Raw genomic sequence first — 12,338 nt, 5'->3', positions numbered from 1 at the left:
GGTGTGGCGATCACTCCGCCACCAGCGCGTTCATGTGCTCGACGGCTTCGGCAAATTCTTCCTTGAACTCCTGCACCACGGCGCCGGCCGATTTGACGCTGTCGATCAGCCCCACGCCCTGACCGACGAAATAACTCACGAGATCACGCGCCCTTTCGTTGCCGGCGGCGGCCGCGCGGTCGATCGAATTGAAGGCATCGCGGCTGATGATGCTTTGCAGCGGCATCGGCAGTGCGCCCGGGCTCTCCGGCGCGCGATCCCAGGCATCGGTCCACACCGAGCGGAGCTGCCGCGCCGGTTTTCCGGTGCGGCCCTTCGATCTCACCGCATCGCGCGACGACGCCGCGATCATCTTCTCGCGAAAGATTTCCGTGGTCTCGGCCTCGACGGTTGCGAGCCACACCGAGCCGGTCCAGGCGCCGGCCGCGCCCATCGCCATGCAGGCCGCCATCTGCCGTCCGGTCATGATGCCGCCGGCCGCCAGCACCGGCACGTCGCGGATGGGTTTGATCGCCTTGATCACCTCCGGCACCAGCACCATGGTCGAGACCTCGCCGCAATGGCCGCCGGCCTCGGTGCCCTGCACGACCAGGATGTCGACGCCGGCCGCGACCTGGCGCAGCGCATGCTCCTTGGCGCCGACGAGGGCTGCGACCGGCACGCCGTGCGTCTTGCCCATTTCGATCATCGCCTTCGGCGGCACGCCCAGCGCATTCGCGATCAGCCGGATCGGATGGCGGAAGGCGACTTCCAGCAGCTCCATCGCGGTCTTGGCATCGAACGGCTGCGGCTGATTGTCGGCAACTGAGGTCGTGGTCAGCTCGATATCGTACTTCTTCAGGAGCTCGCGGGTGTAGTTGCGGTGCTCTTGCGGCACGCGCGCCTCGAGGCTCTTCCAGGTGACATCCTTCTCGCCGGCGGTCGAGATGTTTTCAGGGATCAGCACATCGATGCCGTAGGGCTTGCCGTCGACGTGCGCGTCGATCCAGTTCAGCTCGCGTTCGAGAGTTTCCGGCGTGTGCACAGTCGCGCCGAGCACGCCAAAACCGCCGGCGCGGCTGACGGCGGCGACGACGTCGCGGCAATGGCTGAAGGCGAGCAGTGGGAACTCGATGCCCAGCATGTCGCAGATCGGCGATTTCATGGTCCTCTCCCGGCGGCCCTTCGCGTTGCTGTTGTTGCTTCTCCGGCGAAGGCTGTTCGACGCTAGCCCATCGTCGCCTGCGATGCCAAGCCGATTTCCCGCGCGTATCTTGCGTGCAGGCGTCACGCCGCGGACAGCGCATTCCGCTGCACAAAATAAGCAGAGCAGGGCTCGCCCATTTGCCTCTTGCGCTTTTGTCAGGCCGATAGAATGCTGCTCACAAGAACAGAAATAACGAGGGAGCGCCAACCGATGTCGTCAGCGCAGTCGAGTCCCGTCGAGCGCATCGCAACCGAAGGCTACGACGTGGTCGTCGTCGGCGCCGGCTTTGCCGGCATGTACATGCTGCATCGTCTGCGCGGGCTCGGCTTCTCTGCGCGCCTGTTTGAACAGGGTGGGGGCGTCGGCGGCACCTGGTACTGGAACCGCTATCCCGGCGCACGCTGCGACGTCGAGAGCATGCAGTATTCCTACTCGTTCTCGGAGGAGCTCCAGCAGGAATGGGACTGGAGTGAGCGCTACGCCCCGCAGCCGGAGATTTTGAAATACGCCAACCACGTCGCCGACCGTTTTGATCTGCGCCGCGACATCCAGTTCAGCACCCGCGTCGAACGCGCTGCGTTCGATGAGCGCTCCAATAGCTGGTCTGTGACGACCTCCGATGGGAAGACAGTAAACGCCAGGTTCGTGGTGCTTGCGACCGGCTGCCTCTCGAACGCGCGCAAGCCCGACATCAACGGCCTCGAAAACTTCAAGGGGCCTGTCTACCACACCGGCAACTGGCCGCATGAACCGGTGGACTTCACCGGCCTGCGCGTTGCCCTCATCGGCACCGGATCATCCGGCATCCAGTCGGCGCCCGTGATTGCCGAGCAGGCAAAGCACCTCACCGTGTTTCAGCGCACGGCGAATTTTTCGATTCCCGCCCGCAATGCTGCATTGACGGACGAGGAGCGCGAGGCGTTCCGCAAGAACTATCCGGAGATCCGCCGTTTCGCGCGCGAAGTGGCGCGCAACGGCATCTATGCACAGCAGCCTGATCGCGGTGCGCTGGACGACGACGCTGATGCAAGGCGCGGCAAATATGAAGCGCGCTGGGAGCGAGGCGGACTGACCTTCATGTATGTCTACAACAATCTCGGCCTCGATCGCACCGCGAACGACACGGCAGCGAATTTCGTGCGCGGTAAGATCGCGGAGATCGTTAGCGATCCCGAGACCGCAAAACTGCTCCAGCCGAACAGCCATCCGATCGGCACCAAGCGCATTTGCATCGACACGGATTATTTCGCGACCTTCAACCGGCCGAACGTCTCGTTGGTCGAAATCAAAACCAACCCGATCCAGGAGATCACCGCGAATGCCGTGCGCGTTGCGGGCACTGACCACGAGGTCGATGCGTTGGTGCTCGCGACCGGCTTCGACGCCATGACCGGATCGGTCGCAAAGATCGACATTCGTGGCCGCGGTGGACAGACGTTGAACCAGAAATGGGCGGAGGGCCCAAAGACCTATCTTGGCCTGATGAGCGCGGGCTTTCCCAACCTCTTCATCATCACCGGGCCGGGCAGCCCCTCGGTGCTGTCGAACATGATCGTGTCGATCGAGCAGCATGTCGACTGGATCGCCGACGGCCTTGTCCACATGCGCAAGCATGGTCTTGCCACCATGGAGGCGGGCAGGGCGGCCGAGGACAAATGGGTAACCCACGTCAACGAGGTCGCTCACGGCACGCTCTATCCTCAGGCCAACTCCTGGTACATGGGCGCCAACATCCCCGGCAAGCCGCGCATCTTCATGCCCTATATCGGCGGCGTCGGCGTCTACCGGCAGATCTGCAACGACGTCGCCGCGAAGGGATATGAGGGATTTGTGATGGAGCGGGCGGTGCAGCCGGAGGCGGCTGCTGCGTCATAGTTGCTCTCTCCGCGCCGTCATTCCGGGGCGATGCGACCGGACCGCGCAAAGCGCGGCCCGGGGCATCGAGCCCGGAATCCATTTCTCCAAGCACTCCTGTGGGACGATGGATTCCGGGCTCGCCCTTCGGGCGCCCCGGAATGACGGCGTAGAGATGGGCTGCCATGACGAAACGCAGAGGCCTCCCGGCGGGTAATGCATCCCAATACCCTTGCCAATCCCGCCCCGGTCGCTAGCTAACAGGCCACGCGCCTTCCGCGCCGGAGCCCTTCCGCATGACCGATACCCCCGCCTACGTACCGCCCAAAGTCTGGACCTGGAATAAGGAAAACGGCGGGCAGTTCGCCAATATCAACCGTCCGATCGCCGGTCCCACCCACGACAAGGAGCTGCCGGTCGGCCGCCATCCGCTCCAGCTCTATTCACTGGCAACGCCGAACGGGGTGAAGGCCACGGTGATGCTGGAGGAGCTGCTGGCGCTCGGCCACAAGGGCGCCGAATACGATGCCTGGCTGATCAAGATCGGCAATGGGGACCAGTTCGGCAGTGGCTTTGTTGACATCAGCCCGAACTCGAAGATCCCGGCGCTGATGGACCGCTCCGGACCAGAGCCGATCCGGGTATTCGAGTCCGGCTCGATCCTGGTCTACCTCGCCGAGAAGTTCGGCGCCTTCCTGCCGAAGGATATCAAGACCCGCACCGAAGCCATGTCCTGGCTGTTCTGGCAGATGGGCAGCGCGCCCTATCTCGGCGGTGGCTTCGGCCACTTCTATGCCTACGCGCCGACCAAGATCGAATATGCCATCGACCGCTTCGCGATGGAGACCAAGCGCCAGCTCGATGTGCTCGACCGGCGGCTCGCGGACAACGAGTATCTCGCGGGCAACGAATACACCATCGCCGACATCGCGGTGTGGCCATGGTACGGCGCGCTCGCCAAGGGGCTGGTCTATGGCGCAGGCGAATTCTTGTCCGTGCAGGACTACAAGAACGTGCAGCGCTGGACCGACCAGATTGCCAAACGTCCCGCAGTGAAACGCGGACGCATGGTCAACCGCGTCTCCGGCGATCCCGCAAGCCAGCTCCATGAGCGTCACGACGCGAGCGATTTCGAGACCAAGACGCAGGACAAGATCGAGGCAGCTGCGTCGTAGGCGGCGCTCCTCCTACCTCGCCCCGCTTGCGGGGAGAGGTCGCATCGCATGAAGATATCGTGGGGTGGGCAAAGCGAAGCGTGCCCACCAACTTCATGCGAAAACTGCGATGGTGGGCACGGCGCGCGAGGAGCGCGCCTTTGCCCACCCTACGGCCCCCCGCAAGAGGCGAGCCCTTACGCCATGCTCAGCTCGTGGCGTCCCACCACCATCCAGTGCACCTCGTCCGGACCGTCGGCAAAGCGGAGGTGGCGCACGTCCTGATACATCTCGGCGAGCGGCGTCCAGTGCGAGATGCCGGTCGCGCCGTGCATCTGGATCGCCTGGTCGATGATCTTGCAGGCGCGCTCCGGCACCATCGCCTTGACCATCGAGACCCAGACGCGAGCCTCCTTGTTGCCGAGCACGTCCATGGCCTTCGCCGCCTTCAGCACCATCAGTCGCATCGCCTCGATCTCGCAGCGCGCCTGCGCGATGATCTGCATGTTGCCGCCGAGATGGGCGATCTTCTTGCCGAAGGCTTCGCGGGTGAGGCCACGCTGCACCATCAGGTCGAGCGCCTTCTCGGCCTTGCCGATCGTGCGCATGCAGTGATGGATGCGGCCGGGTCCGAGGCGGAGCTGCGAGATCTCGAAGCCGCGGCCTTCGCCGAGCAGCATGTTCTCCTTCGGCACCCGCACATTGTTGAAGCGCATATGCATGTGGCCGCGCGGCGCATGATCCTGTCCGAACACGTACATGGGCCCCAGCACCTCGACGCCGGGCGTGTCGCGCGGCACCAGGATCTGCGACTGCTGCTTGCTCGGCGCCGCATCCGGATTGGTCTTCACCATCACGATGAGGATCTTGCAGCGGGGATCGCCGAGACCGGAGATGTAATACTTTTCGCCGTTGATGACCCATTCGTCGCCGACGAGCTTGGCCGTCGTCGAGATGTTCTTGGCGTCGGAGGAGGCGACGTTCGGCTCGGTCATGACATAGGCCGAGCGGATCTCGCCGTTGAGCAACGGCTTCAGCCACTTCTCCTTCTGCTCCTTGGTTCCGACGCGCTCCAGCACTTCCATGTTGCCGGTGTCGGGCGCCGAGCAGTTCATGCTTTCCGAGGCCAGCGGGCTCTTGCCGAGCTCGGCCGCGATATAGGCGTAGTCGAGATTCTTCAGGCCCTGGCCGGTCTCGTCATCGGGCAGGAAGAAGTTCCAGAGGCCTTCCTTCTTGGCCTTGTCCTTGGCCTTCTCCAGCACCTCGAGCTGCTTCGGCGTAAAGCTCCAGCGGTCTTCCTTGTTCTCGCCGGCCTTGGCGAACTCGATCGACATCGGCTCGACGGTGTCGCGGATGAACTTCTTGACGTGATCATAGAGCGGCCGGACCTGGTCCGACATCCTGAGGTCGTTGAGCTCGTCGCCGGGATTGAGGGTGTAGTTGGTGGTGCGGGGAATGTAGGTGTGTTTCATTGTTCCTCCCGTTTCGTTGACATCGCGTTGGGCCGGAGAATAGTCGCAGCGCGGCCAAAGCGCGAGCGCGCATTTTTCACGCGCGCCATGCCATGCGATGGAATATCGCGAGAGCGTTTGAAATGTTGTTTGAACGGTGCTGCTAGGCTTCACGCTCTCCGTCGTTATCGCCCGCCTTGTGCGCAATTGCGCACTGGGGCGGGCGATCCAGTATTCCAGAGGCGTCGGTGACTCACGAAGAAGCCACGGCCTAATGGCTTCCCCGCTTTCGCGGGGAATGACAGCGTTACGTATGGGCGCACTCACCCCAGCCTGTGCATCGCGCAGATCTTGTTGCCATCGAGGTCGCGCAAATACGCAAGATAGAGCTTGCCGCCCGGGCCCTGGCGGATGCCGGGCGGATTCTCGCACGTCTTGCCGCCAGCGGCGAGGCCGGCCGCGTGCCACGCATCGACCTGCTCCGGCGAGTTGCAGGCAAAGCCGATGGTGCCGCCATTGGCGGGCGTTGCGGGCTCGCCGTTGATCGGCTTGGAGACGGAGAATATGCCGGTCTTGGTGATGTAGAAGATGCGGTGGCCGTCAAGCCTTGCCGGTCGTACCTCGAGCGTGCCGAGCAGCTTGTCGTAGAACGCCTTGGCCTTGTCGAGGTCGTTGGTGCCGACCATCACGTGCGAGAACATGTTTGCCTATCCCCCTTCTGCGCTTACAAAACCAGAGACCGTAGGGTGGGCAAAGCGCAGCGTGCCCACCATGGCAATGGAAAATAACGTTGGTGGGCACGGCGCAAGCGCGCCTCTGCCTACCCTACGAAATCTCAAAACGCGGTATAGCCGCCGTCGATCACGAACGTATCGGCGGTGTGATAGGACGACGCCTTGCTCATCAGGTACACCGCGATGCCGCCGAAATCGCTGGGCTCGCCGAAGCGGCGCTGCGGAATCCGCGGCATCACGTTGGCGACGAATTTGTCGTTGGCCATGATGCCGGCGGTCATGTCGCTCTTGATCCAGCCGGGCAGGATTGCGTTCGCGGTGACGCCGTGGCGGGCGAGCTCGACGCCGAGCGCGCGGACCAGCGCGTTGATGGCGGCCTTGGTCGCGGCATAGTGCTCGTTGCGCGCGGTGCCGAAGATCGAGGCGAGGCTGGAGGTTGCGACCAGACGGCCGAAGGGATCGCCGGCATTGGCGCGGTCGGTCATGTGTTTTGCGGCGGCCTGGAAGGCGTGGAACACGCCGTCGAGGTTGGTCGCGAACATCGTGCGCCACTCTTCCTCGGTGCGCTCGATGAAGGAACGCCGGCCGCCGCCGCCGATGCCGGCATTGGCGAAGCAGCCGTCGACCCGGCCGAACGTGTCGAGCGTCGCCTTCATCGCCGCATTGACCGAGGCCGGATCAGTGACGTCGCACACGCGGGTATCGACCTTGCCGGGCAGGTCGGCCATGCTCGCGGCAGCGCCTTTATTCTTGTCAGCGTTGCGGCCCCAGATCGAGACATTGCAGCCCTGGCCCGCGAGCGCCTGCGCGATGCCGAGCCCGATACCGCCATTGCCGCCGGTGATCACGGCCACGCGGCCGGTGAGGTCGAAAATGTTCATGGAGCGTTTCCTGTTCTTGGCACGCCCGCGCGCCAGCCGGTGCGCGCAAGATTGTGCGATACGACGGTAAGGTATGTTCGCTCCACCATGGACAAGGCCGCGCCAAAAATCAAATATGCGCCCCGGCAAACCTAATTCCGGTCTGCGAAACTGACGCAGGCCGCAACTGACGAGGAAACGATGCAGTTCAAACACGTCACGCTCGAGTTCGATGGTTCAGTCGCGATCCTGAAGCTCGACCATCAGGAGGTGATGAACGCGGTCTCCATGGATATGCTGGGTGGCCTCGCTGATGCGCTTGACGCGATCGAGGAGAAAAAGGAGGAGGTGCGCTGCGTCGTGCTGACCGGCGCGGGGCGGGCGTTCTGCACGGGCGCGAATCTTCAGGGCCGCAACAACCAGTCGAAGAAGACCAAGGCCGGCTTGACGCTCGAGACCGGTTTTCATCCATTTCTGCGACGCATCCGCAATCTGCATTGTCCGATCGTCACAGCGGTCAATGGCCCGGCCGCCGGCGCCGGCATGAGCTTCGCGCTGCTCGGCGACATGATCCTGTGCGCGCGCTCGTCCTATTTCCTGCAGGCCTTCCGCCGCATCGGCCTCGTGCCCGATTGCGGCTCGACCTGGCTGCTGCCGCGGCTGATCGGCAAGGCGCGCTCGGTCGAATTGTCGTTGATGGGCGAGCGCCTTCCGGCCGAAAAGGCGCTGGAATGGGGCCTCGTCAACCGCGTCTATGACGACGGCGTGCTGATGGAGGAGGCGATGAAGCTCGCGCACGAACTCGCGAGTGGCCCGACGGTCGCGCTCGCGCTGATCCGCAAGCTGTACTGGGACAGCCCGGAGAATTCCTTCGAGGAACAGCTCAATCTCGAATTTCAGTGCCAGCTGCGCGCGGGCGACACGCAGGACTTCCGCGAAGGCGTCGGCGCGTTCCTGGAGAAGCGCCCGGCGCAGTTCAAAGGCAAATGATCGAGACGGAGCTTTCGCGCAGCGTGGTGCGCTGGTGCCCGGGCGCGACCGGCGCGAGCTGCGCCGCAAAGCTGTCCGGCGGCGCCAGCCAGGAAACCTGGCGCTTCGACATCGAGCATCCCGACGGGCCGATCGGCGCGATCCTGCGTCGCGCGCCAAAAGGCTATGGCGCCGCGCCGACGCGCGCGGCGGGGCTTGCCGCCGAGGCGAGGTTGATGCAGCTCGCCTATGAAGCCGGTGTGCCGTCGCCGCGGGTGCTGCATGTACTCACGCCGGAGGACGATCTCGGTACCGGCTTCATCATGCAGCGGGTCGAGGGCGAGACCATCGCGCGCAAGATTCTCCGCGACGACGAGTTCGCCGCGGCCCGCCCTGTGCTCGCGCGGCAGATCGGCGGTGTGCTCGCCGGCCTGCACAGGCTGCCGCAGGAGAAGTTGCCCGAGCTGCGCCTCATGACCGCGGCGAAGGAGATCGACGAGTTCGAGCGCGACTATCGCAGCCTGAACTGGCCCAAGCCCGTGTTCGAGCTGGCGCTGCGCTGGCTGCGCGACAACGATCCTGGCCCCTCAGTCGAGGTGACGCTGGTACACGGCGATTTTCGCAACGGCAATCTCATCATCGGCTCTGACGGCGTGCGCGCCGTGCTCGACTGGGAGCTCGCCCATTTCGGCGATCCCATGGAGGATCTCGGCTGGCTCTGCGTCAACTCGTGGCGCTTTGGCGAGATCGACAAACCGGTCGGCGGCTTCGGCTCGCGCGAGGAGCTGTTCGCAGGTTATGAGGCCGCGGGCCGCAAGGTCGATCCGGCGCGCGTCAAATTCTGGGAAGTGATGGGCACGTTGCGCTGGGGCATCATGTGCGGCGGCATGATGCAGCGCTTTCGCGAAGGCCCGGACCATTCGATGGAGCGCGCCATGATCGGCCGCCGCGCCTCCGAGACCGAGATCGATCTGTTGCGGCTGCTCGCGCCGCGCGGGAGGTGATGCATGCAGGACGAACCGACACCGATCGAGCTGACCAAGGCCGTCGCCGATTTCCTCCGCAACGACATCGCGCCGCTGATCTCCGGCCACCAGGCGTTCAAGCTGCGCGTCGCCATCAACATCCTCGATCTCGTCACCCGGCAGCTGGCGCTGGAGGAGGGGAGTGACGCGAAGGAGGTCGAGCGCCTGCGCACGCTGCTTGGCATGAATGGCTCGGTCACCGAGCTCAACCGCGCGCTGGCAGAACGCATCGCCAAGGGCGAGGTGGATCTCGCGACGCCGGGCTTGGCCGAGCATCTCTGGCAGACCACGATGGACAAGCTCGCCGTGGATCAGCCGAACTACGCCTCCTACAAGCGGGAAGTGTCGAGAAGCGAATAGGCGGCGCCACATCCTCCGTCATTGCGAGCGCAGCGAAGCAATCCAGAGTCTTTCCGCGGTGACAGCCTGGATTGCTTCGCTGCGCTCGCAATGACGGTGTCGAGCCAAGCGTGCTTCTTTCTCTACCGTCATTCCGGGGCGTCGCGCAGCGACGAGCCCGGAATCCATTCATCCGCTGTCTCTGCCGCGAGATGGATTCCGGGCTCGCGCCCAAGCGGGCGCGCCCCGGAATGACGAGAGGGGAAGACGTCTTACTTCCCCAGCCATTTCGGCGGCCGCTTCTCCGCGAACGCCTTCGGGCCTTCGATGTAGTCCTGCGAGGCCACCATCGCCTTTACCGCCGGGTAGTCCCGCTGCTCCTCGATCGCCTGCTCGAGCGAGACGGCGAGGCCCTTCTGGATGGTCTGCTTCGAGGCCCGGATCGACATCGGCGAGTTCTTGGTGATCATCTCGGCCCAGCGCAGCGCGGCCGTCAGCGCCTCGCCCTGCGGCACCACCTCGTTGACGAAGCCGAGCTCAAGGCCCTCCTTGGCGCTGACATGGCGCGCGGTGAGGATCATGCCCATGGCGCGCTTCACGCCGATCTGACGTGGCAGCCGGTGCAGGCCGCCGGCGAGCGCGGCAAGGCCGACGCGCGGCTCGGGCAGGGCGAAGGTCGCATTCTCCGAGGCGATGATGAGGTCGCAGGCGAGCGCGATCTCGAAGCCGCCGCCCATCGCGACGCCGTTCACGGCGGCGATGATCGGCTTGTCGCAATCGAAGCGTGAGGTCAGGCCCGCAAAGCCGCCCTTGTCCCAGCCGCGCTTGCCGCCGGCCGCCTGCCACTTCAGATCATTGCCGGCGCAGAACGCCTTGTCGCCGGCGCCGGTGACGATTGCGATCCACTGCTCGGGATCGGCGGAGAAATCGTCGAACACCTTGTTGAGCTCGAAATGCGCATCGGTATGCAGAGCGTTGTAGACCTCGGGCCGCGACAACGTGATGATCGTGATCGGCCCCTTGCGTTCCACTTTGGAAAATTTCAGCTCCATGGTCGCTCCCGGATTTTTCTGTGGCAGAGAATTATGGGCTCATAGTAGCGCGCGGACACGCCGCAGCACCATCGATTTGCGCGGGCGCGCCTTGCGTGCTTCACACGCCTCGCCTTGCTTGACTTGCGTGCGCTCTTCTCACCTTAATCGTGCGAAGCAAAAACGCGCGTAGCGCCTTAACGCAAAACGACAAAATCATTCCGGGAGAGAACCGTGGATTTCTCATTGCCTGCCGATCTCGTCGCCTATCTCGGAGAGCTCGACCGTTTCATCGAACGCGAGATCAAGCCGCTGGAAGAGGCCGACGACAACATCCGCTTCTTCGACCATCGCCGCGAATGGGCGCGCACCGATTTCGAGAATGGCGGTCTGCCGCGGCACGAATGGGAGGCGCTGCTGCGCAAGGCAAAGGATCTCGCGGACGCCGCGGGTCACCTGCGCCTTCCGGTGCCGAAGCAGTATGGCGGCAGGGACGGTTCCAATCTCTGGATGGCGGTGATCCGCGAGCATTTCGCCGCCAAGGGCCTTGGGCTTCACAATGACTTGCAGAACGAGCACTCCATCGTCGGCAATTTCCCGGTGGTCACCATGCTCGACCGCTACGGTCGCGACGACCAGAAGGCGATGATCGACGGCTCGATCAGGGGCAAGTACCGCATCACCTTTGGTCTTACCGAGCCGCATCACGGCTCGGACGCCACTCACATGGAGACGCGCGCGGTGCCCGCGACGCGCGACAACGTTAAGGGCTGGATCATCAACGGCGAGAAGATGTGGACCACCGGCATGCACGTGGCCACCCACTGCGCGCTGTTCGCGCGCACCTCGGGCGACGACGGCGACGCGCGCGGCATCACCTGCTTTCTGGTGCCGGCCAAGAGCGAAGGCGTGAAGGTCGAGGAGTACATGTGGACCTTCAACATGCCGACCGATCACCCGCGCGTCAGCTTCACGGACGTGTTCGTGCCGGAGGATGCCTTGTTCGGCGAGGTCGGCCGCGGCCTGTCGCTGGCGCAATGCTTCGTGCATCAGAATCGCATCCGGCAGGCGGCGAGCTCGCTTGGTGCTGCCGTCTACTGCATCAATGAAAGCGTGACGTATGCGCGCGAGCGAAAGCCGTTCGGCAAGGCGCTCGCCGAGAACCAGGCGATCCAGTTCCCGCTGGTCGAACTTGCGACACAGGCCGAGATGCTGCGCCTGTTGATCCGGAAGACCGCGTGGGAGATGGACCAGCTCACCCAGGAACAGATCGAGCGCACGCTCTCCGACCGCGTCTCGATGTGCAATTACTGGGCGAACCGCCTCTGCTGCGAATCCGCCGACCGCGCCATGCAGGTCCACGGCGGCATGGGGTACTCACGTCACAAGCCGTTCGAGCACATCTACCGCCACCACCGTCGCTATCGGATCACCGAAGGGAGCGAGGAGATCCAGATGCGCAAGGTGGCGGGGTTCCTGTTCGGCTACATGGGGCCGGGGAAGCACTAAAGCGGTCATTGCGAGCGCACCGAAGCAATCCAGAGTCGTTCTACGGAGACAGTCTGGATTGCTTCGTCGCAAGGGCTCCTCGCAATGACGGTGGATTGAGGCGCGTGTCTGCCTCCGCACCGTCATTGCGAGCAAAGCGAAGCAATCCAGAAATGCCACCGTGGAGGGATTCTGGATCGCTTTGTTGTTTCGCTCCTCCCGATGACGATCAATTCACCCGCCGCTC

The 12,338-nt window shown here is 64.0% G+C and carries 11 protein-coding genes; 6 read left to right on the top strand and 5 right to left on the bottom strand.

Translation table 11 applies throughout. The features are described 5' to 3' along the window. Positions 1-10: 10 nt before the first annotated feature. Positions 11-1,144 carry a nitronate monooxygenase gene (locus tag AXW67_RS30105; protein ID WP_027550348.1) on the bottom strand — a complete coding sequence of 378 codons (1,134 nt, stop codon included), beginning with the start codon at positions 1,142-1,144 and terminating at the stop codon, positions 11-13. 252 nt (positions 1,145-1,396) lie between these two features. Here AXW67_RS30105 and AXW67_RS30100 point away from each other — a divergent pair, with 252 nt between their 5' ends. Both AXW67_RS30100 and yghU read left to right on the top strand, forming a co-directional pair. Continuing rightward, positions 1,397-3,061: a flavin-containing monooxygenase gene (locus AXW67_RS30100; RefSeq protein ID WP_063680809.1), complete on the top strand. Its 1,665-nt coding sequence runs from the start codon at positions 1,397-1,399 to the stop codon at positions 3,059-3,061. A gap of 275 nt (positions 3,062-3,336) precedes the next feature. Next, entirely contained in the window at positions 3,337-4,215 is an 879-nt protein-coding gene (gene yghU / locus AXW67_RS30095) for a glutathione-dependent disulfide-bond oxidoreductase (protein ID WP_063680808.1), read from the top strand. Between the two features lie 176 nt (positions 4,216-4,391). Here the strand turns inward: yghU and AXW67_RS30090 are convergent, their stop codons facing one another. The 3 genes from AXW67_RS30090 to AXW67_RS30080 all read right to left on the bottom strand — a co-directional run bounded on the left by AXW67_RS30090 (position 4,392) and on the right by AXW67_RS30080 (position 7,260). Beyond that, positions 4,392-5,666 carry an acyl-CoA dehydrogenase family protein gene (locus AXW67_RS30090; RefSeq protein ID WP_027550351.1) on the bottom strand — a complete coding sequence of 425 codons (1,275 nt, stop codon included), beginning with the start codon at positions 5,664-5,666 and terminating at the stop codon, positions 4,392-4,394. Between the two features lie 302 nt (positions 5,667-5,968). Then, the gene (locus AXW67_RS30085; RefSeq protein ID WP_027550352.1) at positions 5,969-6,346 is read right to left on the bottom strand and encodes a VOC family protein; all 378 of its coding nucleotides are present in this window, start codon (positions 6,344-6,346) and stop codon (positions 5,969-5,971) included. A 134-nt stretch (positions 6,347-6,480) separates the two neighbouring features. After that, entirely contained in the window at positions 6,481-7,260 is a 780-nt protein-coding gene (locus AXW67_RS30080; RefSeq protein WP_063680807.1) for an SDR family NAD(P)-dependent oxidoreductase, read from the bottom strand. Between the two features lie 180 nt (positions 7,261-7,440). On the opposite strand from AXW67_RS30080, the gene AXW67_RS30075 reads away from it, so the two are divergent. Genes AXW67_RS30075 through AXW67_RS30065 form a run of 3 tightly spaced genes read left to right on the top strand, consistent with a single transcriptional unit; the run spans position 7,441 to position 9,593 of the window. Next, positions 7,441-8,229: an enoyl-CoA hydratase/isomerase gene (locus tag AXW67_RS30075; protein ID WP_063680806.1), complete on the top strand. Its 789-nt coding sequence runs from the start codon at positions 7,441-7,443 to the stop codon at positions 8,227-8,229. Beyond that, positions 8,226-9,212: a phosphotransferase family protein gene (locus AXW67_RS30070; RefSeq protein WP_063680805.1), complete on the top strand. Its 987-nt coding sequence runs from the start codon at positions 8,226-8,228 to the stop codon at positions 9,210-9,212. The genes AXW67_RS30075 and AXW67_RS30070 overlap by 4 nt, the downstream gene beginning before the upstream one ends. Positions 9,213-9,215: 3 nt before the next feature. Further along, the gene (locus AXW67_RS30065; RefSeq protein ID WP_063680804.1) at positions 9,216-9,593 is read left to right on the top strand and encodes a DUF6285 domain-containing protein; all 378 of its coding nucleotides are present in this window, start codon (positions 9,216-9,218) and stop codon (positions 9,591-9,593) included. Positions 9,594-9,844: 251 nt separating this feature from the next. Here the strand turns inward: AXW67_RS30065 and AXW67_RS30060 are convergent, their stop codons facing one another. Continuing rightward, positions 9,845-10,624: an enoyl-CoA hydratase-related protein gene (locus AXW67_RS30060; RefSeq protein ID WP_027550357.1), complete on the bottom strand. Its 780-nt coding sequence runs from the start codon at positions 10,622-10,624 to the stop codon at positions 9,845-9,847. Positions 10,625-10,837: 213 nt separating this feature from the next. Between AXW67_RS30060 and AXW67_RS30055 the strand changes: the two genes are divergently transcribed. Further along, the gene (locus tag AXW67_RS30055) at positions 10,838-12,112 is read left to right on the top strand and encodes an acyl-CoA dehydrogenase family protein (RefSeq protein WP_063680803.1); all 1,275 of its coding nucleotides are present in this window, start codon (positions 10,838-10,840) and stop codon (positions 12,110-12,112) included. Positions 12,113-12,338: the final 226 nt, after the last annotated feature.

It is taken from the genome of Bradyrhizobium neotropicale, assembly GCF_001641695.1.
Lineage (GTDB): Bacteria > Pseudomonadota > Alphaproteobacteria > Rhizobiales > Xanthobacteraceae > Bradyrhizobium > Bradyrhizobium neotropicale.
The sequence above is the reverse complement of the archived record's forward strand: the minus strand, read 5'-3'. Positions and strand labels throughout refer to the sequence as shown.

Coding starts and splice junctions, on each gene's coding strand:
- AXW67_RS30105 (WP_027550348.1), bottom strand. CDS start 1,144: ATGAAATCGCCGATCTGCGACATGCTGGGCATCGAGTTCCCACTGCTC.
- AXW67_RS30100 (WP_063680809.1), top strand. CDS start 1,397: ATGTCGTCAGCGCAGTCGAGTCCCGTCGAGCGCATCGCAACCGAAGGC.
- yghU (WP_063680808.1), top strand. CDS start 3,337: ATGACCGATACCCCCGCCTACGTACCGCCCAAAGTCTGGACCTGGAAT.
- AXW67_RS30090 (WP_027550351.1), bottom strand. CDS start 5,666: ATGAAACACACCTACATTCCCCGCACCACCAACTACACCCTCAATCCC.
- AXW67_RS30085 (WP_027550352.1), bottom strand. CDS start 6,346: ATGTTCTCGCACGTGATGGTCGGCACCAACGACCTCGACAAGGCCAAG.
- AXW67_RS30080 (WP_063680807.1), bottom strand. CDS start 7,260: ATGAACATTTTCGACCTCACCGGCCGCGTGGCCGTGATCACCGGCGGC.
- AXW67_RS30075 (WP_063680806.1), top strand. CDS start 7,441: ATGCAGTTCAAACACGTCACGCTCGAGTTCGATGGTTCAGTCGCGATC.
- AXW67_RS30070 (WP_063680805.1), top strand. CDS start 8,226: ATGATCGAGACGGAGCTTTCGCGCAGCGTGGTGCGCTGGTGCCCGGGC.
- AXW67_RS30065 (WP_063680804.1), top strand. CDS start 9,216: ATGCAGGACGAACCGACACCGATCGAGCTGACCAAGGCCGTCGCCGAT.
- AXW67_RS30060 (WP_027550357.1), bottom strand. CDS start 10,624: ATGGAGCTGAAATTTTCCAAAGTGGAACGCAAGGGGCCGATCACGATC.